The organism is Psychrobacter coccoides, from assembly GCF_017498085.1.
In the GTDB taxonomy this organism is placed as follows: Bacteria; Pseudomonadota; Gammaproteobacteria; order Pseudomonadales; family Moraxellaceae; genus Psychrobacter; species Psychrobacter coccoides.
On sequence record NZ_JAGBKM010000006.1, the window covers coordinates 41,323 to 66,795 of the forward strand.

Sequence of the window (25,473 nt, forward strand, 5' to 3'; positions counted from 1 at the left end):
ATTAAACCTATCACTATCTTTAAACATTGAACGCTTAAATGAGTCCCTAGCCAATTGATAAGTAACACATAATAGAATTCAGGTAAGCGATACCAAAGATACGTTCAAAATTAAAAAGCACCAAAGATAGCTAAGTCACAGGCAGGCGAGACAACCATGAAACTACAACAATTACGGCATTTTTTATTGGTGGTAGAAGAAGGCGGCTTTCGTGCCGCCGCTCATCGTGCTCATCGATCACAAGCCGCCTTGTCAGCGTCTATCAAGGAGCTAGAAAAGACGCTAGGCCAACCTCTTTTTGAAAGTGGTAATAAAGCCACACTCACCCCTTTTGGCGAGACCTGCTTGCCCAAGATGGCGCAGTTTCTCAGTAGCTATCGAGCATTAGAAGAGGACCTAAAGGCAGCGGCAGCAGGTGACAAGGGTAAAATAAGGATTGCCAGTGTACCCTCATTGGTGACCAAGCTGTTGCCTAGCGTACTGGTCGAATATTCCAAGAAATACCCAGATATCGAGATTGTATTGATAGATGATAATGCTATCGGAGTGGTAAACAGGCTGCTGACAGGAGAGGTGGATTTGGCTTTGGGCAACTGTACCAGTATGGATCAGGCGGATATCGACTTTACCCCGCTGATCTCAGACCCTATCGGCGTGGTGTGCTTAAAAAGCAATGCGTTAAACCAATCAAAAAACCTGCAAAAAGGTCAACAAACAAAAGGGCTGAAGTGGCAACAACTGGTCACGCAGCCCTTTATCTATAACGGTACTTGCCGCTTGCTTGAAAACACGCCAGCTGAGCTGCTCAATCGCAACGCCCGCTACACGGTCGAAAACATCACCTCCTTGTTTTCCCTACTGCGCAATGACCTTGGCATCACCACCTTGCCCAAACTTGCCTTCCCTGCTAATGAGCCAAAGCTGGTTTGGATTGACTTACTGGAGCCCGCTTTGGAGCGGCAAATCGGTATTTTTAAATTGGCCGATAAAACTATCTCACCGTCAGCCCAAGCCTTTTATGAGTTATGTATGACTTATATTCAGGACCACTATTTGTTATAACAATACTGCTATAGTTTGTGAACAGCCAGCGTTATTTATATTGACACAGCGAGGTATCACACCATGAAACGTGCCCATCAATTACAGCCTTTATCACGCCAACACCATCTTGGCCTAAACATCGCTCGCCATGCCAAAGAGTGTGCTGATAACCCTGCAGCCATCACTGAGCATTGGGGCGCATTAAGCAAGTATCTCAACGACATGCGTGAGCACTTTCATATCGAAGACACCTTGATCGCCAATGCGCTACTCCCTTATAAGGAGACTCAGCCAGAGGTGGCGTCAGTCCTTGAAACGCTTGATAAGCAGCATCAGTCATTATATGAATGTGTGGCGAAAACCAACACATCAACAGCCAGTAAAGACGATAAGGTAACGGTCACTGATGTCCAGCATCTTGGTAGCTTACTCTACGATCACATACGCTTTGAAGAGCGTAAGCTTTTTCCTATCGTTGAGCGCTATTTAACAGCAGAGGAGTTAGATGCTATTTATGCTGCCAGTCCAGACAGTATTAAGCGCATGGATGAAGGGCGTTAGGTTAGGGTCACGGCAAGATAAATAAAACTTATCTGTTATCATCTATAAGCCAAAGGGTTACAAAACAGAGTTAGAATGTGCGCTGCTCTATACGTAAAAAGCCCCGAAGTAACATCGAGGCTTTTTAATGCATTCAATATCGTACGCTATAGCTATACATTATCTGTATAGCTATCGGACTGCTTAGTTATCTGATAAATCATAAACCAAACACTTTCATACGGTCTTCGACAGGCTTAAACTCTTTGTCACCTGCTGGCTGCTCAATGGCACCAAATACCATTTGTGCGTTCAGCTCCCAATCACTATCGATATTCCACTCTTCAGCGACTTGCTGATCGATCACAGGATTGTAATGCTGCAAGTTTGCGCCAATATCCAAACTGGCCAAGGCTGTCCAGATCACATACTGATGCATGGCATTGGTTTGATGCGCCCAGATTGGGAACTTATCAGCGTATAAAGGTGCTGCTTCCTGCATGTTTCTCACGACACCTTTGTCCTCAAAGAATAATATCGTACCCGCTCCCGCTCTGAAGCCTGCGATTTTATCTTTGGTGCCTTGAAACTTCTCATCATCGCCAACGATAACTTTTAGCGTCTCCTCAGTGATATCCCACAGCTTATTATGGTCTTCACCAAACAAAATTACTAAACGTGGTGATTGTGAGTTAAACGCCGATGGCGTATGCAGTACAGCATGCTCAACCAGCTTTACGATCTCATCATTTGATACCGGTAATTGATCGCTCAGTGCATAAATAGAACGACGCTTTTCAGCAAGCTTTTGTAATGTTTGTAAATCTGACATAGATTTTCTCCAAAATATAGATGAATGTGATTAAATTAAAAACGATGAGGTAGGTTGAATGAGTCCACTCCAATTACCATACCTCTTAATCTGCTTTAGTATAAGAATAACGGAGTGCCATACGTATTCTTTTTTTGTAATAAATCTTAATAATTAAGATGACTATAAAAGCCATATTAAAAGGCTCTATTAAGTGCTTAACCTTTAAATCCTTCAGGTAATGCTGGCGCTTCTAGGCGTTTCATATCAGAATCAACATCGCCAAAGCGCTCATGACCATTGTTCCAATCGATGATAGACTGCTCAATCTCTGCTTTGTTATCGGCGACAAAGTTCCACCACAGCAGCACTTGGTTGTTCAGTGGCTCACCGCCGATAACCATAACACGCGTGCCCTTTTTGGCGACCAGCTTGATACTTTCATTGTTGGCGACATCACTATCGTGGAAGCGTAGCAGCTGATCTTGTGGACAGACTTTGCCTTCAGACTCAATCTCGCCTTCTGTGACCAAGATACCGTACTCAAACCCTGGCTCTAAATTGAGCGTGACGTCACCATCTTCTAAGAAATACACATCGATTCCGACCATCTTTGAGTACTGTATCGTCGGTGCCTCATAGCGCTTGCCTAAAACACTGGTATAGCTGCCCGTGGTCAGTATCATCTCGACGCTACCTTCTCGCCACGTTGGCATTTCTGGATAATGGTGGAAACTGCGTTCAATCTGTTGGTCGGTCGGTAGCGCAATCCACAGCTGCACCATGCTCAGCGCACGGGCAGCGTCTGGTGAGCCGCCCGTATCAGGAAAGACGCTTTGTTCGGTATGACTGATGCCTTGATTGAGTCCTGTGCCAGCGGTCATGACGTTGACTTGGTTTTTGGTAATGACCTGCTCATTGCCCAAGCTGTCTTTGTGCAGCACTTCGCCATCTAGCATCCAGCTAAAGGTTTGTAAGTTGGTATGCGGATGACGGCCAACTTGCATGCCTGTCTCATCTTCACCAAACTCAACAGGGCCTGCATGATCCAAAAAGCACCACGCACCGATTGGCTTTTTACCTTTATTGGGCAGCAGACGGGCGATAGGAATACCGCCAACATCTGCCAACCGTGGCTCTAGGGTTTCGATACTCATTATTCAGCTCTCCTTACTTGTTTTTTATTAGTGTATTTTATAATGATATGTTTTATGAACCTACGTTTTATGAACCTACATAGGTACTTCCATTAATAGTACTTTAGCATTATCGATGACATCCATGGTAACCTTCTTAGTATCCCAAACACCAAGCCCATCACGAGTATCTAAAGTGTTACCGTTTACCACCACTTTACCGCTAATGACGAATATATAGACACCATTATTGGCATCGTTGAGCGGATAAGTCTCGGTGACGCCTTTATCAAAGTTACCCATGCTAAACCAAGCGTTTTGATGAATCCACACACCCGCATCATCAGCGTTGGGTGACAATACTTGATTGAACGTATTTGGTTGCATGAGGTCATCCATGCGTATCTGCTGATAGCGTGGCTCTACGTTCATTTTGTTTGGCATGACCCAAATTTGTAAAAACTTAACCGCTTCTTCGTTATCACCATTCATCTCGCTATGGATAATACCTGTACCCGCTGACATGACTTGAATTTCGCCAGTCTCGATAACCCCTTCATTGCCGATGCTGTCACCGTGCGCCAGCTTACCTGATAAAGGAATGCTGATAATCTCCATGTCACGATGTGAGTGCTTACCAAAGCCTTGGCCTGCCGTGACAAAATCATCATTAATCACTCGTAATGCGCCAAAGCCCATGCGCTGTGGATCGTAATAATTGGCAAAGCTAAACGTGTGACGGCTTTTGAGCCAGCCGTGATCAGCGTTGCCACGAGAGTCTGCTGCATGATAAATCGTTTGCATAATGTGTCCTTAATTTTTAATCGGGTTGTCTAAAACAATGGAATCATTATAATTGTTGTTCAGAAGCAGATAAAGATAGTAAATAGCAATTAACTATTCTTATAACAAGAACAATGAAGAGATAAAGATAGCGTAATATTGTTATAACACAGCGATTAGCATTAGCTGCTAACATGACTGGTGCTCATTAAAACAGCGCTTATAAAGTGTGATCACTCGTACAATCAATGAGCCAATCAACAAGTCAATGAATAATAAGACACTCAACAGCAAGGAAGACAAGCCATGTCAAATGATACAAACAGACAGCCATTAAATTATGACGTCATCAATAATACCGACAAAAAGCGTTTTGAGATTCATATTGGTGAGCAAATCGCACTTGAAGATTACGAGTTTTTTACCACCTCAGAAGGCAAAAAAGGTATCGAATATAAGCATACCGAAGTACCAAAAGAGCTTGGTGGGCAAGGTATTGCCGGCTACTTAGTCAAGCACATCTTGGATGACGCTGCCGCTAAGGGTCTGGTCGTCAAACCCACGTGCCCTTATGTCAAATCTTATATCGATAAGCATCCTGAATATCAGGATATCTCTGTGGCTCATAATGCAAAGGCTTAACTGATATTTTTAGCGCATTAAAAAACCGCCAAGCTTAATACAAGCGTGGCGGTTCTATTTTTATAATGAGCAAAAATATTTTAGGGCGCGCCCTCATTTTAAAAATGGTGATAAAAATGAGATAAATGGTAGGCAAACAAGAAAAATAGCGCGGATAATATCGAGATATTAACCCGCTATTTGCCGCTGTTTGGCAACATTTAGCCATTTTTAGCCCATTTAAATGACGATTGATTGAATTGAGGACACGCCCTAGTATCGCAAAGCCTTAAGCAATGTGCTCTAAAAAGGCTTTGTCGCGTGCTTTAAAAGATAAATACAATACGGGCAGCACAAACACCCCGACCGCCCAAAAGCTGAGCTTGATATAGAGCAAAGCACCCACCAGTGCGCCTATCAAAAAACTAAACACCAACGCTGAGCTATGTCCCAAATCTTTGGCATTTTTGGCGCTGCGATTGACCAAGTAATCGGTAAGATTAATGCCCAACTGGGTGGTGTTTCCCGTCATCAGCACCGTGGGGCTCATGTGTTTAATCACCGTTTTACTGGCCGTATTACGAATCGCCAACGCAATCAAACCCAAGCCGCCAGTGATGGCCACAGTGATATCTCCAGCATCTACAAAGGGCTGAAAGTACAGTCCTGCGACCATAAAGGCGGTCAAAAATACTGCTTCAGCTAAGAATAAATGGCTAAGGATAAGTTGCTGCTTATTACTTTTATCAATGAATATCTTAGTCACCATGACAGTCAAGATAAACAGCGGTAAGGCAGCAAGCTTAATCCACAGGCCGTCCTCCCCTTTAACCAGCCCACTACCCGCCATCACCAAGTTACCCGTGACATGAGCAGTAAAAAAACCAAATAAAGTGATAAAACCTATGGTATCAATGGCACCGCCAACGACCGTCAGCAACACAGGCGTCTGATAACGCTGCCAAAAGCTCAACTGTGCTGACTGACTGTCATTTGGATTGTTACTCTGTTCAGAATTGTGCTGTTGTACGGAGCTATTAGAACTAGGCACCTGTATTTCCCACAAACTCTACCAATTCATCGACGAATTTTTGTAGAAACTTTTGTGTGCGCTCGCTGACACTGCCGTCTTCATTTAAGCTGTCAGTCGCATGACCCAAGTACACCTCAGGACTGATCATCATTTGTGCCGACAGCATCTGCATGCTTTTACGCACATCAAGGCCACTAGATCGACCGCCATAAGTGCTCGGAGATGCGGTCACTACTGCGACTTTTTTGCCCGTCCAGACGCTATTGCCATGAGGGCGAGGGGCGATATCGACCACGTTTTTTAGTGCGGCAGGCATGGTACGATTGTGCTCTGGTGTGACAATCAGTACCGCATCAGCCGCTTTTAATTGCGCACGTACACGCTCATAACTGTCAATCGTCATATCATCGTAGTCTTGATTATAAAGTGGCAAATCTGCGATATTGACCTCTGATACCTTGATGCTATCCGGTATCTGCGACACGATGTACTCTGCAAATTTGCGATTGATCGACGCTTTGCGCAAACTACCGATGATTAGGGCAATATTCGTTGATGCGGTCATAGTCACTCCTTGTTAGTGAGGATGTATTCAGGCGTTAATCAAGCGTCATTATGACGATATTTTTGACGTATTGCGATTATCTATGGCATAAGCCCCTGCGCCATGAGCAAATATCAGTAAAAACCCTCCCGCCATCGCAATGTTTTTCATAAAGTTGTTCATCTCTGAAGCATCCGCCAAGAAGTTGTGGAATAAAATGGCCGATACGATATTGAAGCCAACAAATAGCAATGCAACCAACCGCGCCTGAAAGCCGATAAGAATAGCGATACCACCAAACAACTCAAGCACAATGACTAAAGGCAGCATGAATCCTGGTACGCCCATGGCCTCCATGTAACCTTGGGTCGCAGCGTAGCCACCAATCTTATTAAACCCTGACACAATAAAAATCAGTGATAGAAACACACGACCAACTAGGGCACTAAGCGCTTGTAACTTGTTCATAAGTATTCTCCAAAAAAGGTTTGAATGAGCGGGCAATCAAATTATGGCGCTATTATATTCGTTGACTGTACTTCAATAAACAGCAATAATTACAATTAATAGTTCTATTATAAGCAACAATGAGTCAGCTATACTGCAGCAGTGATATCGGCAGGTCAGTATCAAAAGCAATCGTAAAAATTAGCAAAGGAGCAGCCAACATGGGGCAATTAGAAGACATGGCAATGTTTGTACGTATTGTCGATGCAGGCAGTATTACCAAAGCCGCTGAGCAACTCAATATCGCCAAATCTGCCGTGAGTCGGCGTCTAAAGGAGCTAGAAACACGCTTGGGCAGTCAATTAATTAACCGCACCACCCGTCAATCCAACTTAACCGAAGCGGGTGAGCAATACTATCAGCGGGCGAACAGCATCTTGAATGACGTAGATGAGTTAAATGAACAAACCAGCGGCACCCCCACTCGTATCGAAGGCACGCTGAAGATGACGGCACCGCTGTCATTCGGTCTGATGCACCTCGGTGAAGTGATTGATGAATATGCCACCTTGCATCCGCACTTGAATTTTGAGCTGGATTTCTCCGATCGGCACGTTGACTTGGTGGAAGAAGGTTATGAGCTGGCCATTCGTATCAGAGAGCTACAAGATTCAAGCTATCAAGCCAAACGCTTGGCGCTGATCCGTTATGCGCTTTGTGCCAGCCCTGAGTATCTCAGTAAGCATGGCACTCCGAGCACGCTGGCAGAGCTGGAGGAACATGAGTTTTTGCAGTATGGTCTGAGCAAGACCAGTAATCTAGAGCTGACAGATGCCCAAGGCAAAAAGCATAACCACACGATAAACGCCAAAATCAAAGCCACCAATGGCGAGTTCTTAGTTGATATGGCGGTCAAAGGCCATGGCATTATCTTTATACCGACTTTCATAGCTTATCAAGAGATAGCACGTGGTGAGCTGATACCCATACTTGAGCAGTATCAACTGCCCACCTTAAACGCTTATGCCGTCTATCCAAAAAATCGTTTTTTATCGCAGCGCTGCCGCTATCTGATTGATTTTATCGCTGAGCGTTTTGGTGATAATCCTTACTGGGATCAGCTTGATTAGGCCGTTTTTAGAATACTATTTCTAGAAGACTGCTGTTAAAAAACTATAGAGTGCTCTAAAGCGACTACCTAGCTTAAAACAATATTGCTACTATCGTTTAAGGCTTATTTACGCTGACAGTTAGGTGGCCTTATTCATCTCTCAAACAGTCTATCAATCGAGCATGAAAGCAATCAGCAAGGCAACCATTAAGGCAACAACTAGGGCGTGTCCTCAATCTGAACGATTGCATCTAAATGGACTAAAAATGGCTAAATTTTGTCAAACGGCGTCAAATAACTGGCTAGTATCCCGATATTATCTGCGTTATTTTCCTTGTTTGACTTCAATTTATCTCATTTTTATCATCATTTTCAAAATGAGGACACGCCCTAAAACTCTCTAAAAACCTCCATCAATCATAAGGAAATGCATTATGGATTTGCAAGCACTAGGCATGAAAGCCATCACTGAATTTGACGATGTGCGTCAAAGCCCGTTACCCCAAGAGCGTTTAAAGGTAGCCCGCAAGCAAGCTGAAGCCTTGCGAGAGCGCCTTTTGGATGAGCCAGAAGTTGCCTACTATCAAAGCGTCAATCTGGTCAGAGTGCCCTATCCTACTTGGTACGCTTACAGCGGTGTTTATACCCAAAGCAGCTATAAATTTCCCTACCTACACATTCTAAATCGCCTCTTTATCATTCAGTATCATGACTTTTTGGGCGAATTAAAGACGTTGCTATTCTCTCCGTCTGATATTGAAGCTGACCGTGAGACGCCATTCTTTAAGCGCTTAACGGAAAAAATGCCAAATTGGTCACCACTTGAGAGCGTGGTCGCCCCCATCTTTCGTGATGTGAGTGAAGCTTTGGCTGAGATAGGACTGAGCCCAGAAGATGTTGACTATATTAGCTATGACCATTTGCATACCCAAGATGTGCGTCAATGGCTGGGTTCTACGACTACCAGCACCAATAAGGCGGCTTATTTTCCTAATGCTAAGCTGCTGGTGCACAAAAAAGAATGGCAAAGCATACAAGGTTTATTGCCCATTCAAGCAGATTGGTACTGCCCAAATGGTATCGACGGCGTTGATCCTGACAAAGTCATCACTTTCGATGGTAGTATTCAGCTGGGCAAGGGCTTGGCGCTGGTGCATACTCCAGGTCATACCGAGGGCAATCACTCTTTAGTTGCACGCGTACCAGACGGCATCAGAGTAACTTCTGAAAACGGCGTGGGCGCAGATGCTTATGCACCGATGAACTCGAAAGTTAACGCCATCCGTCGTTATGCTAAAGAGACAGGTATGGAGGTCATCTTAAATGGCAATACTCTCGAAGGCAGTAATGACCAATATATCTCTATGGTCGTTGAAAAAACCCTCGCTGGCCCCTCAAGCAACCCTGATTTCCCCAATTGCGCCTCCAGCAGTGAAGCCACGCCTTATTGGCTAATCCCTGGTCACAAAGTCAGCCACTTAATTGGAGAAGCCAAGTTTGGCTCCTTAAAAACAAACTCAGCACCAAAGGCAGGTGCTTAATGAGTTACTTTACCAATAAAACCGTTTATATCACCGGTGCCGCCTCTGGTATTGGCTTTGAAACTGCCAAGCAGCTGATACAACAAGGCTCTAACCTTGTGCTGTTTGATGTGCAACCACTTGATGACGTGGTATCGACCCTGCAGACGATGAATAAACACAATGCTTTGATTGCTGGCTATGATTTGGATGTGACCGATGCCGCTATGACCACCACGCAAATCGCTGCGGCTGCCCATGAGCAAGCGCCAGATATCTTAATGCACTTCGTTGGTATTACTGGACCTTGGACGTTTGATGAGATGAGCCAAGAGCAGTTTGAGCGGGTGATGAATATCAATGTATTTGGCACGCGCAATGTACTGGCGGCGGTGCGACCGTTTTTATCACGTGGTAAGCAGGTAATGGTGACCGCATCTATGTCTTCGTTTACTGGCAGCTATGGCTACAGTTCATATAGCGCATCGAAATTTGCCGTTTGGGGCATGATGCAGTCGCTGAGTTTTGAATGGAAGCCGCTGGGCATTGATATCACCGTCTTTGCCCCGCCACCGATAGACACGCCGCTCACCCAATCGGAAGTCGGAGTGATGTCCAAAGCGGGTGTCGGTATGAAAAAGCTGGCTGGTGAGCTAAAGATTGAGAATGCGGTTAAGTCCATGCTAAAAGGTGTAGAAAAGCGTGAGTTTTTGGTCGTACCTGGGGTAATGGCAAACCTCATTAGGCTGCAGTTGCGCTTTTTCCCAGTCAAATGGGTCAATTGGATAGGCAATACCACTGTGGCACTGTCGATGAAAAAATAGGCTGTGTCGGTTAAAGCCCAACAACAAGCACCTAAGATGAGTACCAGTAACCAAAAGATAACGGAAGCACACATTTCTTGATATAATCTGGCATTAAACAGGATGAGTATTTGCTAAACTAAGTGAGTTTCTGCATAAGACATGCTTAACAGTCTGACTGTTCATTCACTGTATTCTTACTTATTGTATTTCTTACTTACTCTATAAGGATTATTTACCATGGCTCTATCAAAAAACGCTTTTCTTAAAAAAACAAATCGCGCCATCGCTATTGCCGCTGTTAGCGGACTGGGCATGCTGAGTGCTGTCAGTCATGCTGCTGTCTATGAGCTTGATCCTCACCATACCGCCGTACGCTTTACGGTAGATCACTTTGGTACCTCTACCAACGCCGGCGGCTTTTATAACTTGTCAGGTACGCTTGAATATGCGCCTGAAGATAAAAAAGGCTTTATAGGCATTACCATCCCTATGGGCAGCTTGAGCACAGGGCTTAAAACCTTCGATAAACACCTAAGATCTGCTGATTTTTTTAATGTCGAAGAATATCCAACAGCCTACTTCAAATCAACTGAATGGCAGTTTGATGGTGATAAAGTCCAGTCTGTCACAGGTGATTTGACTCTACTTGATGAGACTCATCCTGTCACGTTAACCGCTACCAAGTTTGGCTGCTACGACAGCCCTATTTTAAAGGCTGAAGCCTGTGGTGGTGACTTTGAGACTACTATTGACAGAACCAAATGGGGTATCGATACCTTTACCGATGGCGGTATGATGAAAGACGTCAAACTGGTCATTCAGGTTGAAGCCAGTGCAAAAGAAGACCTTCAATAATCTGGTTGATCATGCAGCAATAATCTAGGTCGTGTCCAGCTGAGAAACACTCAGCCGCCTGATGCAAAGAGCGCTACTTATTAAAAGTGGCGCTCTTTGTTTTTGAGCTTTTGGTTTACTGCGCTGTGCTTTAAACTACTTAGCTATCTGACCTTCATTAAAACCTGACCTTATTAAAACCTGCTGGAACCCATCCCATGATTGCCCTACCGACCATCAAAAAAATCCAAGCCCGAGATACATACGAACCAAATCGAACCTCAACCACACTTGAGCTATTGTTTGATTTGGTCTATGTCATTGCGGTCTCTGCAGCGGCAAGCGGCTTTCATCAGCGTCTGAGTGAGCATGATTTTTCTGGATTTTTGACCTTTATCGTGGCGTTTTTTATTTTGTGGAATGCGTGGACCAGCTTTACTTGGTTTGCCTCAGGCTATGATCCTGACGACTGGTATTATCGCCTGTCGGTCATGATGCAGATGTTTGGCTCACTGATGATAGCGGCCAATATCAATCAGTTTTTTGAACAAGGGCTGACTTGGGTTGGCGTCACAGGTTATGCCATTATGCGTCTGGCCAGCTGTAGTCAATGGTGGCGAGTATATCGGCAGGTGCCAGGCCATCAAAAGATTGCTAAACGCAGTATTGTCGGCCTACTAACCTTGCAGGCTATGTGGATAAGCTGGCTGTTTTTACCAGCATCATTACAGACGCCAGCTTTGTTTTTGTTTATCGCCGCTGAGCTCTTGATGCCGCTGTGGGCACGCACGGAGCAATTTAACAACTGGCATCCTCAGGCATATCGCTGAGCGTTATGGTCTGTTGACCATTCCTTTTGACACTATCTTGGCCAATCAACGTCGCCGCCATGATTTGTTTTTATTTGGCTACGGGCACTTTTTTGTGTTTGCATCGCTAGCAGGTCTGGGTAGTGCGCTCAACTTGGTCGCTGACGCTGTTGATACTGATGTGGCAAAGCAAGCAATTTTGCAGCCTTATGCCATGGGTTTACTGATGGCGATGCTGCTGGCGTTTTTGTTGACCTTAACTGCATTGCGCTCGCTGATTTGCCGTAAGTCCAGCCACAATATTCTTGCCATGACCATCGCCGCCATAATCATTGGCTGTAGTTATGTCGCCGTCGTCTTAGGCTTACCGATTACCTATGGCGTTTGGCTGAGCATCCTCGCCCCTGTGGTGATGATTGGTTATTTTACTCAAGACAATAAGCACTGGTTGGCATAATAAAAAAGCGCATACCACCTTAGCGGTCATATGCACTTTATTTAAAAACCAGTCACGACAAGCCAACTTTAGCTTGTAGCAGCACGCTCATCACTGGCGGTCTTAATCTTCATTAAGATGTCTTTGATTTGTGACGCTTGCATATAGGTCGGAACAGCATAAGTGTCGCTGACTTCTTTGGCGGCGGCCTTGGCGATGCTGTCAAAGTCGCTTTGTTGCATGCCTTTAACCGTCGGATCTATACCTACTGTCTCTAATAGCTCTCGCACTTGCGTGATCAGATGATCTGCGAGCTCACCATCACTGCTACCCGCTTGCCCCGTTTTCACAAGGCCAATCTTCCTTGCTAAGGCTGCCAGTCTTTTTTCACTCGCCTTGCGATTGAGATCTAGGATATAAGGCAAAACGATGGCATTGGCACGACCATGCGGAATACTATAATGTGCGCCTAACTGGTGAGCGATGGCATGGACATAGCCCAGTCCCGCTTTATTAAACGCAATACCGCCATAGTGCGCTGCCACGCCCATCTCTTGTCTGGCTTTCAGGTCATCGCCGTTCTTGTAGACAGTTGGTAGATACTCCATCACCGCTTTGGCAGCTGAAGCGGCATAATAATCAGTCTCAGCACCAGCGTTGACACTCATCCACGCCTCAAGCGCATGGGTGAGCACATCGATACCCGTATCGGCTGTGATATGAGCAGGCATGCCTTTCATGATATTTGGATCAATGGCCGCTGCCAGTGAGACCATTTTTGGATCGATAGCGATTTTCTTTTGATGGGTGTTATCATCCGATACCACAGCGCCAATCGTGGCTTCTGATCCTGTGCCCGCTGTGGTAGGAATACAGTACAAAGGCACAGACGGCTTTTTGGCTTTAAACAGTCCGATCAGCTGCTTTGGCTGACAGTTATTGCCTTGCGCCATGGCGATCATTTTGGCGGCGTCAATCACCGAGCCGCCACCGATCGCAAGTACCGCATCGCAGCCTGCATTGACAGACTCACTCAGCCCTTCATTGACCACCTCAAAAGTAGGATCTGGGGTAATACCATCATAGACGTGATAGCTGATGTTGTTTTGTTCTAGATAATCGGTCACCTTTGCGGGGACGCCTAGCTTATTGAGTACTGCATCAGTAACGATAAACACCTTGCTGGCGCCTTCATTAATCATCATATCGCACAGCTCATCACAGGCACTCTCGCCGACGAATAATAAAGGTCTGGGCATAGGAATGACCAGTGAAAATACCTTAAGTATCTTCGCCCGAGTCTTGGCAACGGCCAAGTAGCTTGCATGGTGTAAGGTGTCATTGTGCATTAATTTGGCAATACTGTTCTGGCTTTGTACGAGCATAAAAAAATCCTTTTTTTGATGGTGCTTTTTAGGGCAATAAAAGCCGTATCAACTGTCCGTCTATCCAAGCTGTCACACAGATTAAAAAGCCATAGTAAAATAATAGCGACTGTGTGCAGCAAGCGCTGACAAGCGTTTCGGCAGATAAAGGCCTTGGCTACTGATATAGTCTTATTGTGCCATTAAAGTTTTTGGTATGTCGCTATTACTAATGACTGATGTGTTCTCATTAAATATAGTCGGAGTGCTTTTAAACCGCTACGGTGTTACCCGCCCTAAATGTACTCAGTGTACTATCTGCGGTCGGTCGCCTCGTAGCGATTTTCAAACTTCTTGACTATAGCCATTTTATGATGGCCATAAAAAAACAGCACTCTAGAATCTAGAGTGCTGCTTTATATTTTCTATCAATAGCAATTTTTATAAAAATAAGCATTCAGTAGTTAACCACTAAGTAATTAACCACCGTGAGTGGCAATCCAGTTTTGCATTTGCTCAATTTCAGCTTTCTGCGCAGCGATAACCTCTTCTGCCAATTGACGCATTTCTGCATCTTTACCGTATTTGAGCTGTACTTCTGCCATATCGATCGCCCCAACGTGATGGGGCAACATACCACGAGCAAACGCCATATCAGGGTTAGGGTCAGCGATACCCGCCATCATATCATCATGCATCGCATCCATGCCGTCCGCATAGGCTTGTTGCATGGCTTTCGTGTCAGGAGTTGGCTCAGCCACATCAGGGTTGTTTGCAAGCCACGTCTGCATCTGTTTAATCTCTGTTTGTTGCGCATCTATGATCTCTTGTGCGAGCTGACGCATCTCAGCATCAGTACCATACTTTAGCTGAATCTCTGCCATATCGACGGCACCGATATGATGACCGAGCATGCCTTGAGCAAAAGCAACATCAGGGTCGTTATAAGCCATACCAATCATCATCTGATCATGCATCACTATCATAGAGTCATTATATTCTTTATGTATGGCTGTCATTGCCTCATCTGTCATATCATGACCAGCATGCGCATCTGTAGCAGCATTATCCACTGCCACGTTTTCGGGTGTGGTGGCTGTTGTAGCAACGTCAGCGGTCTCCACTGTTTCGTTGGCCGACTGACAAGCACTGAGCATGAGTGCCGCACTGATACTGACAGTAAGAACGGCGAGACGTGAATTTTTCAAAGTTTTCATGGTACATCCTTCATGTTTAATTACTAGGGTGAGTTACTACGTTTAGTCATTAGGGTTCAGTCATTAGGGTTCAATTATTATGTTTAACCGTAATAGCTCAAAGAAAAACCGACAAATCCGTTAAGGTTTGCCAGCTTAGGAAAAAACTCATTCAGTTTGTTGTTTTTTAAAAATTCTTGGAAGCTAAAACCCTTGAAAAAAAGGCTTTAAGATAATTAATAAGACACTTACTCTAGCTCATCAATCAACGCCTGCATCTCCTTGATTTCACGCTCTTGTGCTTCGATGATGTCATCGGCCAGCTGTCTTACTCTGGGGTCTTCTATATCCGCTCTCGAGCTGGTCAAGATAGCAATCGAGTGATGCGGTATCATGGCTTGCATCCAATCCACTTGATCGACAGTTGCTTGTGATCTAACGCCCCAAATACCCACGGCAAATAGCAATACACTTAGACCATAAATCATTAAATTGACCTTAGTCTTCTTATACATATTGCTCATAAAGGCGAGCATAATCACCGCCATACCTGCGCCCATGTATAGCGCCATATAAGCTCTGGTCTCACTGAAATAAACGTGATCCCACTCATAGGTATTGAAGTACATCATGATATACATCACGACCGTAGACGTCAGAATCATGAGGGTGAACTTCACATAAGGGTTCATCTTTTTTTGCTGTGTATGATTCATAAGTCAATCTCCATCAATGCTGAAAAACAGCCGAAACTTACAGGCTTTCTTATAGCTTATAACTGCTGTTCTGCGGACTCTACGTTAACATATACCTGACTTGTACCATCTTTGTTCATTTGCATCACTTGATACGGATCAAATCTATTTTGATACTCCATACCCGGGCTACCCATTGGCATACCAGGCACCGCCAGTCCAATGGCGCCGCTCGGTGGATTGGCCAAAAACTGCGCCACGTATTTGGCAGGTATATGGCCTTCGAACACATAGCCATCGGTGGTGACGGCGGTATGGCAGGATTGCATATGGCTAGGCACACCATAGCGCTCTTTAAACACCCGTAAATCAGCAACATCCTGACCCGTGGCATCCATACCATGGTCTTCGGCATGGCTGATCCACTCTTTACAACAGCCACAATTGGCGTCTTTATAGACGGTGGCTGAGACGTTTTTTAGAGCTTCAGAGTTGGTCTGAAAAGGACTGGCAGGCGTAGTATTAGACGCCTGCACTTGCACTGTCTGGGCGTCCGCTGCCGCCGCTACGGGCGTTGTGTTTGCAGCCGTAGTGTCAGGCTCGCTACAGGCAAATAGTGCCGAGGTTGACGCTACTAACGCCAACGATCCAAATCGTTTTTTATGGCCATTGGCAAAGGAGGGTTGATAACGTCTCATAAATAATGCCTCGTCTTAAAAGAGTAATGACTCTTAGTATAGTTGATGCTTAAGCAGCATAAGTCTCATATACTGGTTGATAATGACAGCATATAGCAGTGATTCTGACGGACAGATGACGCCAAGATGACAATTTTGTCATCTTACTGCGCTGAGTATTGCTTTATCATAAATGACAGTTGGCACATATATTGATATCACCCCAAACAATCAGCGCGAGTATGCTATGAAAGTATTGTTAGTCGAAGATGAGTTATCGCTTGGCGACTATATTAAAAAAGGTCTAAGCGAGGCAGGCTTTATCGTTGAGCACAAAACAACCGGCTTAGATGGTTATCATGCCCTTATGACGGAAGACTTCGCTGTCGTGGTGATGGATGTGATGCTGCCTGATGTCAGCGGCTTTGAGTTGGTGCGTAACTTTCGAGCGACTGGCAACACCACGCCAGTGCTTTTTTTGACCGCAAAAGATGACCTCAGCGACCGCATAAAAGGCATAGAAATCGGCGGCGATGATTATCTGACCAAGCCTTTTGCCTTTGCTGAGCTGATAGTCAGAATCAAGAGTCTGCTGCGCCGTGCCAGTCAAACCGACTATCAAAGCACTAGGCTACAACTGGCAGATCTAAAAATCGACCTTGCCAAGCGCACGGTATATCGAGGGGACACAGCGATCACTCTGACCGCCAAAGAGTTTTCGTTATTACAGTTTATGCTTGAACGTCAAGGTGAGGTGCTGCCGCGCTCGGTGATTGCCTCGCAAGTCTGGGATATGAACTTTGATAGCGATACCAATGTGATTGATGTGGCGATAAGACGGCTACGACTCAAAATCGATGATGACTTTGAGACTAAGCTTATTCATACCGTACGTGGCATGGGCTATAAATTAGATACCTTGCACGACTTGGATGTGAGCGGCGATATCAATAGCGCCGAAGTCAAATAAGATGGCCTATACCTCAGACAATCAACGCTGGCCCTTGCTCTGGCGCACGGTGTTTTTGCTCACCATCTTTGTGGTGCTGTCACAAGTGGTGATCTATATCTGGGTACAACGCTCTGTTCAGGGTCACTTCGAGGAGATGGATGCCGAGATTCTCACTCATGCCGCCTTTAATTGGCGTAAGCAAGGTGATACCAGTGCCAGTGACACTATCGAGGCCAACAACAGTACTCGCCAAACGTCATTATCCAATACAGCCAGCGCAGCGGCACAAGCAGCGCACCCCCACTCTGACTGGCAAGGCTATAATCTAAAGTCCCTATTGATTGACCGACATGGTGAGGTGCTGAGCAGTACGCCGAGCAGCTTTGCTGATGAGTTGCCCGTAGATTTTAGGGTATTGTCTTTGTGGCAACATCATCGTGAACAGCAGTTTGTAACCCAGATAAATGAGCGACGTTATCGAGCCGTGATTGTGCAAAATAACGACACCTTTGCTTTTATTGCCTTACCCATTGATATTCATCATCAATATTTATTGCAGTTCAATCGTCAGCTGAGCTTGATTTTGCTGGCGATTACCCTGCTACTGGTTTCTATTGCCGCATTTAGCGTTTATTGGGGGTTTGCACCTTTATCTACCATCATACAAAAGATGAAAGATATCCACCCTGAGCGGCTTGATGAGCGCATCAACACCAGCGCCATGCCTTTAGAGCTGAGACCTTTGGCAGAGTCCTACAACTTGATGATGGCCAAGCTTGAGAGCAACTTTGACTCTTTATTGCGTTTTTCGGACAATATCGCCCATGAGCTGCGTACCCCGCTGGCAACCCTTGGCACTCAGACTCAGGTGATGCTTAGCAAGACAAGAAATACCAATGAATATATCGAGCAATTGCATCATCAGCATGACACGCTTGAGCAATTATCTGCGCTGATTAATAACATGCTCTTGCTGGCTAAAACCCAAAAAGGGCTTGAAGACTCGCAGCTTAAACTTGTCGATACAGACTTACTTATTAATAAGCTCATAGATTACTTTGAGTTGATAGCGGAAGATCGCAAGATAACTTTTGAAAAAACAGGCAGCTTTGGCACAGTGCTAGGCGATAAAGGCTTGTTACAAAGACTGTTTGCCAATCTACTGTCAAATGCTATTTATTATGCGGCTAGTGATAGCGTCATTATTATTGAAGCAGTTACAACCTCTACGTCAACAATCACCATAACTAATAAATTGGCTAAGCCCCTGACTCAAAGCGATGCGGATAAATTATTTGAGCGCTTCCATCGACATGATCAGACCAAGGCTATGCATGCTGGATCTGGTCTTGGCTTATCTATCGTACAGGCCATTGCTCGTGCTCACGGTGGCAAGGTCAGTATTACCATCAAACACGAGTACGAATTTCAAGTTAGCGTACAGCTATCGGCTACATCATCGTCAGATTATCTGTCTTAATCAGCTCAGCCTCAAGCCACTGTAGTGCCTCCTCCTCACGATCTGTCGCAAAGGTCTGCATCTGCATATGAGGAAAAAGTGGCTGCATGGCATGAATCAGCTTGCCCATCCAGTTGGGTGCACCGACTATCGCATAACGCTCGACTTTTTTTATCGCTGCAAGCTTCATTGATAACAAGCCCTGTCGCTGAATAAGAATGGTTGGATCAAAACCTGCAAAATGCGTCATACGATTGAGCAATCGCACCTTTTCGTGATCGGCAAAAAATCTTTCTAGACTGTCTATCACCTCAGGCATCTCGTCTGCCGACATAGTACCGTCAATCTCAAAAGCCAGTACATTGGCCTTGTTGGTTGGCAAAAAGTGAATAGCCGCGTGCTTTGCCTCTGGTTTCTCTGGTATAGCCGCTGCCCACTGTAAGGCCTCTGCGCTTTGACTTGTAGCAAAAACCTGAATCTCAAGCTTAGGAGCTATGCGCTGTATGATAGCCACCAATGTTTGTGGCCATTTTTTGTCCGATACAACCGCACATCTACTAAGCTGATCAATATGACGCCACAACTCTATGTCAGCCTTGATGCCTTCTAGTAATGTGCTTGCATTGATATCAGCAAGCTCTAAAAACTCAACATAGATGCCAATTTGTTCATACTGTTGGCGTTTTTCGTCAAAGATACTGCGATATTCTTGGATACCCTCAGCGCTCAACGCCTCATCAACTGTGAATGCGATGACATGATTTGGCGCAGATAATTGTTTTAACATCACTCTGTCCTTATTTTGATTCAGTTTTTAGATACGCTAATGGCTCTACTTCTAATTTAGCATAGCACTGATATTTTAAGTATTGCTTTAATAGGCACTTATATAACCAAAAAGTGATGTGTTTACAGCTATTTTAGCTCTGCTCTTTTGGCTCCCTTAAAGGTTCAGCTGCCATTTTTACCCCGCCCCAAGTGACCAAAGCGATACCAAGTGCGATCAAAGAAGCCCCCAAGATTAGCCCTTCTGGTGGGCTCTCACCTTGTAAAAACACCGCCACAGGCACACCGACTACCGCCCCTACCGAACCAAGTAAGCTCAGCAATACCGGGCCGCCAGTTTTTTGTAATAAAAACAGCAGTAAAAACTGGCCAGCGAATACACAAGCTTGCAGCAGAATCAAACCCAGCGGCAGCAGCTCCCCTAACGGCACTGTTACTGAAAAGCCAGGCACAAGCCCCATCATGCCTAGCAATAATACAGACGCAATCAGCATACCCGGCGCCAGCGCAGTGGGTGAAGCATCGTCTGGCCAGCGCAGCGTGCGATAGATATTACCAATCGCCAGCAACACAGGCCCGCAAAGCGCCACCACAATCCAAAACACACTTGCCTCTGGCGCAGAGAATTTATGAGCAGCGAGCACTCCCACCCCGATCAACGCTGCTACCACACCACACGCCCGCATAACCGTAAACGGCTCTATCCGCATCATCAAAGCGCCAAGATAAGTCAATAAGGGAGGCAAGGAGATGATAAGCGCAACGAAGCCTGCACCCACATGCGGAATCGCTGAAAAAAGCAATAAGTTGGCACCAGCCACACTGACCAAAGCGGCGACAAAATAATACTCGAAACTACGCGCACTGAGTGGTGGTGGCTGATGTCGCAGTAAGGCAGCAGCCAACAAAATGATGGCCGCACCCATAAGAGCCCAAAACAAAAAGGCCAATGGCGTCAGCCCGACTGCAACCGCATACTTGGCGAGGTTGGTCGAGATGCCTATTAATGCGCCCCCCGCAAACAGGCAAATAAGCGGCACCAGCCACGACTGTTTACTATTAGAGATTTGCTGCATAGAGACACTCACAAATTATCTTAATGACTGATCATATCAATCCTGCTCAAACAGTCTACTAACGATAAGCGCTACTAGCTATAGTTGATTGACGTTAAAAACAATAAAGTACTACCGAACAATAGTGTGATAAACCAGTGCAAATCCGCCAAACAAAAATGAGCTTAGCGGTTTTATAAACTGCCAAGCTCATTCTCTTTTGACTGATATATATAGGACTAAAAACTGACTATAAAGATCAGCGGTTTATAGCATGATCTGAGCGACGAATGCCGATCCCAAAAAAGTCCCTGTAAAGGTCAGAATGGCGACAATCGCAATCTTCACGCCAGACTTTTTAAACAGATCCACTTCCATCTGTGAGATCGCAAAGCCTGCATAAGCCAGTACTGGCGTCAGCAGCTGCAATACACCCAGCTTAGCCGTCTCTTCTAAGACATAGGCATTGAACGGAAACTGGGGTAACGATATCAAAATAGCCACAACGGATATCCAAGCAATCGCTGGAATATTAAACGGAATAACTCGTTTTAATAAAATTCCGACCACACAGCAGGCGAATAAAATAAGCATTGCAGGCAAAGCATCAAATGGACCGACGCCTTGTCCTACCCAGTTGCTCAACAATAGCACCACACATATCACAACCAATAACGCAAAAGACTGTCCTGTCGACAAAGGCGCCTGCTCTTGCATCATGGCACCGAAATCTGTTTCGGCGGCGACATCCACGCTTTTTTTCTTAAACTTGCTGACCAGCTTGTACAAAAACTCGGTAAAAGGCAGGGCGATAAATAAACTCACAAACAAGCCTGTCGCATAAGTGAGCAAGTTAGACGTCGCTGCAAATGCGGTAACCGTTTCTTCTTGCGCAGGCACAGCTTCTGCAAGCGCAGCCGAACAGGCCCCCATCATACTGCCACTGCCGATACCACAAGCCATGGCCAGTGCGCGCACATCCATGATGTTCATAGAAGCAATGACACCCGCCAGCAATGAAAAATAGATCGCACCAAACAAGGTACCCATCACATAGACGCCCATGACACCGATACCTTCGGCGCTCTGCAGACCATACTTATCAGCGATCAAAGCCACGTTTGGCTCACGAGCGACGGAGTGCGTCGCACCGATGGCCTCTCGTCCCATGCCAAATACCAAGACGGCTACAGGCAGTGCAATCAAGACCGTGGCGACGTTACCAAGCTCTTGTAGTAACAGTGCCGGCCCTGCCGCTATGATCTCATCGATATTGGGCCCGACACCGACGCCAAACTTGGCGATAAAGGGCATGATACTTAACAAAACCGCATAACTGGCGAACTTTGCCCGCTTTTTGGTGATGACCGCATTCATCGCAGGGATGACATTGGGGTTGAGTAATATGGCAAAAATGAAGGCATACAACAAAGGCAATAACACCAACGTACCAATACCGATAGGGATTTTAATGATGCCTATCCACTCTGCCAGCAGTGATACTGCTATCACTAATAAATGTAGCTTCCAATCCAGTAGGTGCTTGGTCATGGTAGATGACAGCACGCTTTTATCATTCATATCAATTCCTTTTACTTTTTGTGCTGCTGCACGTTTTAGTCGCTGATTTTATAAGGCTGACGATTACTTAGTCAGTTACGCTTGTTTTGGCAGCTCAGACTCAACCAAAGACACCCAAACCTTAATACCAATCTCGATGGCATCATCATTAAAATCATAATGCGCATTATGCAAAGGTTTAGAAGGCGTACTACCATCGACTCCCAACCAAAAATAAGCGCCTTTGACCTGTTGACTCATGAATGAAAAGTCCTCAGAAGCCATGGACGGCTCTACATCCGTTTTTACTTTATCAGCGCCCAGCACTTTGGTCGCAGCTTCTTTAATCTCAAGATAGGCCTGAGTGTCATTGATAGTGACCGGATAGCGAATGTGATAGTCTATTTCGCCTTTGACACCATATAAAGGCGGCAAGGTCGTGACCATCTCTGTGAGCATCTCCTGCATCGATTGGCGCACGTCCATATCAAAGCTACGAACCGTCCCTTTTAAAATCGCTTGATCAGGAATGACGTTGGTGGTATCGCCACTATTCATCTGCGTCACGCTAATCACCCCTGACTGCATAGGCGATACTCGGCGAGCGACAATAGACTGGATGTTGGTAATCAAGGCGGCACCTGCTGCTATCGGATCAGCGCCTAGATGGGGCATGGCAGCATGTGTGCCTTTGCCGGTCAATGTAATCTCAAAGGTATCAAAGGACGCCATCATAGGGCCATTATTGACCGCCACCTCACCCAGCGACAAGCCTGGCCAGTTGTGCAGGCCATATACGGCATCCATAGGAAATTGCTCAAACAGCCCATCATCAATCATGGCTTTGGCACCGCCCAAGACTTCTTCGGCAGGCTGAAAGATAAAATGCAGCGTACCGCTAAAGTTTTTGTGTTGGCTGAGATGTCTGGCTGCACCCAACAAGATCGAGGTGTGACCGTCATGGCCACAGGCATGCATACAGTTGGCATGGGTGGACTTATGCTCAATATCACTCTGCTCTTCTATCGGCAAGGCATCGATATCGGCGCGTATCCCAATCGTCGGTCCTGAGCCGTTTGTCAATGTGCCGACCACACCCGTACCGCCCAATCCTTGATGCACTTCGATACCAAACGATTGCAGCTTATCGACGATAAATGCGGCGGTTTTAAACTCTTTAAAACCCAGCTCAGGCTGGCTATGGATATGTTGACGCCATTGTTTGACGTCAGTTAATAATTCTTCATTGATTAACATCTGCTGGCTTCCTTAAGATTATTTTGGGGTAGTTATTAGGGTCTGTTTCTATTGAGATTGGGAGCTATTGAGCCATAAAAGCACTCTTCATCTCATTTAAACACCCACTTTTAACTTATCAGTATTTTCAAAATAAATAAGCCACGTAGCGTGGCTTATTTATTTATAACGAGCGGTGGACGGCTTCTATATTTTTTTGTAATACCATTTTCAAAAATTAGAGTAGCTAGGAAAACGAGTGCAAGCACTACCCTTAGTAGGCTTAGCAAGTTTGACACCGCTAATCGTACTTTTTGGGTTTGGTATAATACTCTATTCTAGCCTATTCTCTATTATTCAGATACCACTCTGCCCTACTATCTGATTTTTCTGGATAATGACCTAACCATTAAACATTCATCATAAAAAAAATCCCTGCCAGTGATAACACCAGCAGGGCGTGGAGAATACTATTCATACTGCTTATTATTATTGTTATATCGGTAGCCCATTAAACGATGGCTTGTTCTTTAAACTCCTAAAATGTTCGCTATAGTCGATCCACTATAAAATAAATATAGTGCTACTGGGATAAATTTTGTGCAGCCTCTGGAGTGACGGAGTCGCACAGCAAGCAAAGAAAATTGATACCAGTAGCACGCTGTAAAAGCTGTATTCTTTTTATTTAGGAATCACTATATAAACTTTCAACAGCACCTAGTAATCCACCACTACTCATTAACAAACGCAATTTTGCTTAATTGCGCCTTGCTGGCCAGTGCTAATATTTGCGCGACCGTGTCATATCTGGCGTCTTTATCCGCGCGCAGATGAATGGTGGGCTCTGTCTCAAGGCTAGACTGCGCTATGAGGCGTTTTTCTAATTCCTCTAATGAAATAGAAGCTTCATCCCAGTACACACCCGCATCTTTATCGACACTGATTTGAATGACCTCCGGGGGCTGCTGTTGTACACTGGCACTGGTTTGCGGCAAGTCTAACGGTACGGACGGATTTAATACGGTTGCCGTGACCAAAAATATAATCATCAACACCAGCATGATATCAATCAAAGGAATGAGGTTCATCTCACTCATGCCTTGCATGTCATCGTCACCTAACTGAAACGCCATCTTAATTTCCTACTGTTTTTAGAGTCTATAATCCTGCTATTAAACAATATATAGTCGATACTAAATAAAATAGATACACTGCATTAACACGCTAGACTGGTACAAATTTTTCTTGCGTGCTGCGCCTGCGCAGACAGAGGCTGCAAAACCAACATTAAAAAACTAAGCATCTCAGTCTCGCTGTATTCTTTTTATACTGACCTGACTATAGCCAAAACTGGCTTAGCCCGCCGTTGAGGTCGACATACTGCCAACATACGACTGGTTGTTATTGGCTAACGCTGTCGTCTGTTTGCTATTGGAGGTATTAGCGCCGTTTTTTTTAGCAGTCTCTCTAAGCAGCCCGTAAGCGGTATCATTGGCCACATATAGAGTGCGGCGATTGAGACGAAGCGCAATGTTATAAAAAATCACCGCAGGCAGCGCAACGGCCAGGCCCAAACCAGTCATGATTAACGCTTCACCGACAGGGCCTGCCACTTGACTCAGTCCTGCTTGTCCCGTCTGGCCGATACTATGGAGGGCGTGAAATATGCCCCAAACTGTACCAAACAAACCGATGAATGGCGCAATGGCTGCCGTTGTCCCAAGAATGGACATGCCCTGCTCACCTTTATCACGGTAACGGCCGATATGCTGCATCAATGTCTGCTCAGTGACGGTCTTGCGCTCTGAGCTGCTTAGACCTTCAAGCTCGGTAGACTGCGAGTTCACCGCTTTCATCAAGTCTTCTGCCACTGCTTTTTTTAACTGATGACTTTGATAGAGGCGAATGATACCGGTAAACCAAGAGGCGACAGACAAAGCCAACAAGGCAAAAAATAAAAACTTAGTCACAGCATCAGTGTATTGCCAGTATTCTGCGAAGTCCATGAGTAATCCTCG

The 25,473-nt window shown here is 45.3% G+C and carries 27 protein-coding genes; 11 read left to right on the forward strand and 16 right to left on the reverse strand.

What is annotated here, in order from left to right:
- The first annotated feature begins 156 nt into the window (after positions 1-156).
- Together J3492_RS04875 and J3492_RS04880 are read left to right on the forward strand one after the other, a co-directional pair.
- Positions 157-1,062: a LysR family transcriptional regulator gene (locus J3492_RS04875; RefSeq protein ID WP_207990485.1), complete on the forward strand. Its 906-nt coding sequence runs from the start codon at positions 157-159 to the stop codon at positions 1,060-1,062.
- A gap of 63 nt (positions 1,063-1,125) precedes the next feature.
- Positions 1,126-1,605, forward strand: coding sequence for a hemerythrin domain-containing protein (locus tag J3492_RS04880; protein ID WP_207990487.1), 480 nt, complete (start codon positions 1,126-1,128; stop codon positions 1,603-1,605).
- A 199-nt stretch (positions 1,606-1,804) separates the two neighbouring features.
- Here the strand turns inward: J3492_RS04880 and J3492_RS04885 are convergent, their stop codons facing one another.
- The 3 genes from J3492_RS04885 to J3492_RS04895 form a co-directional block, all read right to left on the reverse strand.
- Positions 1,805-2,416 carry a nitroreductase family protein gene (locus J3492_RS04885; RefSeq protein ID WP_207990490.1) on the reverse strand — a complete coding sequence of 204 codons (612 nt, stop codon included), beginning with the start codon at positions 2,414-2,416 and terminating at the stop codon, positions 1,805-1,807.
- A gap of 197 nt (positions 2,417-2,613) precedes the next feature.
- Positions 2,614-3,552 carry a pirin family protein gene (locus tag J3492_RS04890; RefSeq protein WP_207990492.1) on the reverse strand — a complete coding sequence of 313 codons (939 nt, stop codon included), beginning with the start codon at positions 3,550-3,552 and terminating at the stop codon, positions 2,614-2,616.
- A gap of 75 nt (positions 3,553-3,627) precedes the next feature.
- Positions 3,628-4,335 (reverse strand): pirin family protein, encoded by a 708-nt coding sequence (locus J3492_RS04895; RefSeq protein ID WP_207990494.1) that lies wholly within the window; start codon positions 4,333-4,335, stop codon positions 3,628-3,630.
- A 285-nt stretch (positions 4,336-4,620) separates the two neighbouring features.
- Between J3492_RS04895 and J3492_RS04900 the strand changes: the two genes are divergently transcribed.
- Entirely contained in the window at positions 4,621-4,956 is a 336-nt protein-coding gene (locus J3492_RS04900) for a GNAT family N-acetyltransferase (RefSeq protein WP_207990496.1), read from the forward strand.
- A 268-nt stretch (positions 4,957-5,224) separates the two neighbouring features.
- Here the strand turns inward: J3492_RS04900 and J3492_RS04905 are convergent, their stop codons facing one another.
- The 3 genes from J3492_RS04905 to J3492_RS04915 all read right to left on the reverse strand — a co-directional run bounded on the left by J3492_RS04905 (position 5,225) and on the right by J3492_RS04915 (position 6,980).
- A complete protein-coding gene (locus J3492_RS04905; protein ID WP_207990621.1) occupies positions 5,225-5,908 on the reverse strand; it encodes a YoaK family protein in 684 nt (227 codons plus the stop codon).
- A gap of 70 nt (positions 5,909-5,978) precedes the next feature.
- Positions 5,979-6,533, reverse strand: coding sequence for an NADPH-dependent FMN reductase (locus J3492_RS04910; RefSeq protein WP_207990498.1), 555 nt, complete (start codon positions 6,531-6,533; stop codon positions 5,979-5,981).
- A 48-nt stretch (positions 6,534-6,581) separates the two neighbouring features.
- Positions 6,582-6,980 (reverse strand): DoxX family protein, encoded by a 399-nt coding sequence (locus J3492_RS04915; protein ID WP_207990500.1) that lies wholly within the window; start codon positions 6,978-6,980, stop codon positions 6,582-6,584.
- Positions 6,981-7,180: 200 nt separating this feature from the next.
- Here J3492_RS04915 and J3492_RS04920 point away from each other — a divergent pair, with 200 nt between their 5' ends.
- The 6 genes from J3492_RS04920 to J3492_RS13195 all read left to right on the forward strand — a co-directional run bounded on the left by J3492_RS04920 (position 7,181) and on the right by J3492_RS13195 (position 12,496).
- The gene (locus tag J3492_RS04920) at positions 7,181-8,089 is read left to right on the forward strand and encodes a LysR family transcriptional regulator (RefSeq protein WP_207990502.1); all 909 of its coding nucleotides are present in this window, start codon (positions 7,181-7,183) and stop codon (positions 8,087-8,089) included.
- A gap of 415 nt (positions 8,090-8,504) precedes the next feature.
- Positions 8,505-9,611: an MBL fold metallo-hydrolase gene (locus J3492_RS04925; protein ID WP_207990504.1), complete on the forward strand. Its 1,107-nt coding sequence runs from the start codon at positions 8,505-8,507 to the stop codon at positions 9,609-9,611.
- Positions 9,611-10,414: an SDR family NAD(P)-dependent oxidoreductase gene (locus tag J3492_RS04930; RefSeq protein WP_207990506.1), complete on the forward strand. Its 804-nt coding sequence runs from the start codon at positions 9,611-9,613 to the stop codon at positions 10,412-10,414. The genes J3492_RS04925 and J3492_RS04930 overlap by 1 nt, the downstream gene beginning before the upstream one ends.
- A gap of 219 nt (positions 10,415-10,633) precedes the next feature.
- The gene (locus J3492_RS04935) at positions 10,634-11,251 is read left to right on the forward strand and encodes a YceI family protein (protein ID WP_207990508.1); all 618 of its coding nucleotides are present in this window, start codon (positions 10,634-10,636) and stop codon (positions 11,249-11,251) included.
- 197 nt (positions 11,252-11,448) lie between these two features.
- Positions 11,449-12,060, forward strand: coding sequence for a low temperature requirement protein A (locus tag J3492_RS13190; RefSeq protein WP_243453112.1), 612 nt, complete (start codon positions 11,449-11,451; stop codon positions 12,058-12,060).
- Positions 12,061-12,073: 13 nt separating this feature from the next.
- A complete protein-coding gene (locus J3492_RS13195) occupies positions 12,074-12,496 on the forward strand; it encodes a hypothetical protein (RefSeq protein ID WP_243453113.1) in 423 nt (140 codons plus the stop codon).
- Positions 12,497-12,564: 68 nt separating this feature from the next.
- Here the strand turns inward: J3492_RS13195 and J3492_RS04945 are convergent, their stop codons facing one another.
- The 4 genes from J3492_RS04945 to J3492_RS04960 all read right to left on the reverse strand — a co-directional run bounded on the left by J3492_RS04945 (position 12,565) and on the right by J3492_RS04960 (position 16,428).
- Positions 12,565-13,860, reverse strand: a complete 1,296-nt coding sequence (locus J3492_RS04945) for an iron-containing alcohol dehydrogenase (RefSeq protein ID WP_207990509.1) — start codon at positions 13,858-13,860, stop codon at positions 12,565-12,567.
- Between the two features lie 458 nt (positions 13,861-14,318).
- A complete protein-coding gene (copM, locus tag J3492_RS04950) occupies positions 14,319-15,056 on the reverse strand; it encodes a CopM family metallochaperone (RefSeq protein WP_207990510.1) in 738 nt (245 codons plus the stop codon).
- 227 nt (positions 15,057-15,283) lie between these two features.
- The gene (locus tag J3492_RS04955) at positions 15,284-15,751 is read right to left on the reverse strand and encodes a DUF305 domain-containing protein (RefSeq protein WP_243453114.1); all 468 of its coding nucleotides are present in this window, start codon (positions 15,749-15,751) and stop codon (positions 15,284-15,286) included.
- 56 nt (positions 15,752-15,807) lie between these two features.
- A complete protein-coding gene (locus tag J3492_RS04960) occupies positions 15,808-16,428 on the reverse strand; it encodes a DUF411 domain-containing protein (protein ID WP_207990513.1) in 621 nt (206 codons plus the stop codon).
- Positions 16,429-16,654: 226 nt separating this feature from the next.
- Here J3492_RS04960 and J3492_RS04965 point away from each other — a divergent pair, with 226 nt between their 5' ends.
- Together J3492_RS04965 and J3492_RS04970 are read left to right on the forward strand one after the other, a co-directional pair.
- Entirely contained in the window at positions 16,655-17,377 is a 723-nt protein-coding gene (locus J3492_RS04965; RefSeq protein WP_207990515.1) for a heavy metal response regulator transcription factor, read from the forward strand.
- Position 17,378: 1 nt separating this feature from the next.
- Positions 17,379-18,839 (forward strand): ATP-binding protein, encoded by a 1,461-nt coding sequence (locus J3492_RS04970; protein ID WP_207990517.1) that lies wholly within the window; start codon positions 17,379-17,381, stop codon positions 18,837-18,839.
- Here J3492_RS04970 and J3492_RS04975 read toward each other — a convergent pair.
- The 6 genes from J3492_RS04975 to J3492_RS05000 form a co-directional block, all read right to left on the reverse strand.
- Positions 18,811-19,605: a SpoIIAA family protein gene (locus tag J3492_RS04975; protein ID WP_207990519.1), complete on the reverse strand. Its 795-nt coding sequence runs from the start codon at positions 19,603-19,605 to the stop codon at positions 18,811-18,813. The genes J3492_RS04970 and J3492_RS04975 overlap by 29 nt on opposite strands.
- A 133-nt stretch (positions 19,606-19,738) precedes the next feature.
- On the reverse strand, positions 19,739-20,692 hold the full coding sequence (locus J3492_RS04980) for a DMT family transporter (protein ID WP_341534083.1): 954 nt from the start codon (positions 20,690-20,692) through the stop codon (positions 19,739-19,741).
- 234 nt (positions 20,693-20,926) lie between these two features.
- Complete coding sequence (locus J3492_RS04985) at positions 20,927-22,240, reverse strand: DUF3100 domain-containing protein (protein WP_207990521.1); 1,314 nt, start codon at positions 22,238-22,240, stop codon at positions 20,927-20,929.
- A gap of 75 nt (positions 22,241-22,315) precedes the next feature.
- Positions 22,316-23,476 carry a M20 aminoacylase family protein gene (locus tag J3492_RS04990; protein ID WP_207990523.1) on the reverse strand — a complete coding sequence of 387 codons (1,161 nt, stop codon included), beginning with the start codon at positions 23,474-23,476 and terminating at the stop codon, positions 22,316-22,318.
- A 710-nt stretch (positions 23,477-24,186) separates the two neighbouring features.
- Entirely contained in the window at positions 24,187-24,588 is a 402-nt protein-coding gene (locus tag J3492_RS04995; protein WP_207990525.1) for an ExbD/TolR family protein, read from the reverse strand.
- 222 nt (positions 24,589-24,810) lie between these two features.
- Positions 24,811-25,461, reverse strand: coding sequence for a MotA/TolQ/ExbB proton channel family protein (locus J3492_RS05000; RefSeq protein ID WP_207990527.1), 651 nt, complete (start codon positions 25,459-25,461; stop codon positions 24,811-24,813).
- Positions 25,462-25,473 lie beyond the last annotated feature (12 nt).

Coding starts and splice junctions, on each gene's coding strand:
- J3492_RS04875 (WP_207990485.1), top strand. CDS start 157: ATGAAACTACAACAATTACGGCATTTTTTATTGGTGGTAGAAGAAGGC.
- J3492_RS04880 (WP_207990487.1), top strand. CDS start 1,126: ATGAAACGTGCCCATCAATTACAGCCTTTATCACGCCAACACCATCTT.
- J3492_RS04885 (WP_207990490.1), bottom strand. CDS start 2,416: ATGTCAGATTTACAAACATTACAAAAGCTTGCTGAAAAGCGTCGTTCT.
- J3492_RS04890 (WP_207990492.1), bottom strand. CDS start 3,552: ATGAGTATCGAAACCCTAGAGCCACGGTTGGCAGATGTTGGCGGTATT.
- J3492_RS04895 (WP_207990494.1), bottom strand. CDS start 4,335: ATGCAAACGATTTATCATGCAGCAGACTCTCGTGGCAACGCTGATCAC.
- J3492_RS04900 (WP_207990496.1), top strand. CDS start 4,621: ATGTCAAATGATACAAACAGACAGCCATTAAATTATGACGTCATCAAT.
- J3492_RS04910 (WP_207990498.1), bottom strand. CDS start 6,533: ATGACCGCATCAACGAATATTGCCCTAATCATCGGTAGTTTGCGCAAA.
- J3492_RS04915 (WP_207990500.1), bottom strand. CDS start 6,980: ATGAACAAGTTACAAGCGCTTAGTGCCCTAGTTGGTCGTGTGTTTCTA.
- J3492_RS04920 (WP_207990502.1), top strand. CDS start 7,181: ATGGGGCAATTAGAAGACATGGCAATGTTTGTACGTATTGTCGATGCA.
- J3492_RS04925 (WP_207990504.1), top strand. CDS start 8,505: ATGGATTTGCAAGCACTAGGCATGAAAGCCATCACTGAATTTGACGAT.
- J3492_RS04930 (WP_207990506.1), top strand. CDS start 9,611: ATGAGTTACTTTACCAATAAAACCGTTTATATCACCGGTGCCGCCTCT.
- J3492_RS04935 (WP_207990508.1), top strand. CDS start 10,634: ATGGCTCTATCAAAAAACGCTTTTCTTAAAAAAACAAATCGCGCCATC.
- J3492_RS13190 (WP_243453112.1), top strand. CDS start 11,449: ATGATTGCCCTACCGACCATCAAAAAAATCCAAGCCCGAGATACATAC.
- J3492_RS04945 (WP_207990509.1), bottom strand. CDS start 13,860: ATGCTCGTACAAAGCCAGAACAGTATTGCCAAATTAATGCACAATGAC.
- copM (WP_207990510.1), bottom strand. CDS start 15,056: ATGAAAACTTTGAAAAATTCACGTCTCGCCGTTCTTACTGTCAGTATC.
- J3492_RS04955 (WP_243453114.1), bottom strand. CDS start 15,751: ATGAATCATACACAGCAAAAAAAGATGAACCCTTATGTGAAGTTCACC.
- J3492_RS04960 (WP_207990513.1), bottom strand. CDS start 16,428: ATGAGACGTTATCAACCCTCCTTTGCCAATGGCCATAAAAAACGATTT.
- J3492_RS04965 (WP_207990515.1), top strand. CDS start 16,655: ATGAAAGTATTGTTAGTCGAAGATGAGTTATCGCTTGGCGACTATATT.
- J3492_RS04970 (WP_207990517.1), top strand. CDS start 17,379: ATGGCCTATACCTCAGACAATCAACGCTGGCCCTTGCTCTGGCGCACG.
- J3492_RS04975 (WP_207990519.1), bottom strand. CDS start 19,605: ATGTTAAAACAATTATCTGCGCCAAATCATGTCATCGCATTCACAGTT.
- J3492_RS04985 (WP_207990521.1), bottom strand. CDS start 22,240: ATGAATGATAAAAGCGTGCTGTCATCTACCATGACCAAGCACCTACTG.
- J3492_RS04990 (WP_207990523.1), bottom strand. CDS start 23,476: ATGTTAATCAATGAAGAATTATTAACTGACGTCAAACAATGGCGTCAA.
- J3492_RS04995 (WP_207990525.1), bottom strand. CDS start 24,588: ATGGCGTTTCAGTTAGGTGACGATGACATGCAAGGCATGAGTGAGATG.
- J3492_RS05000 (WP_207990527.1), bottom strand. CDS start 25,461: ATGGACTTCGCAGAATACTGGCAATACACTGATGCTGTGACTAAGTTT.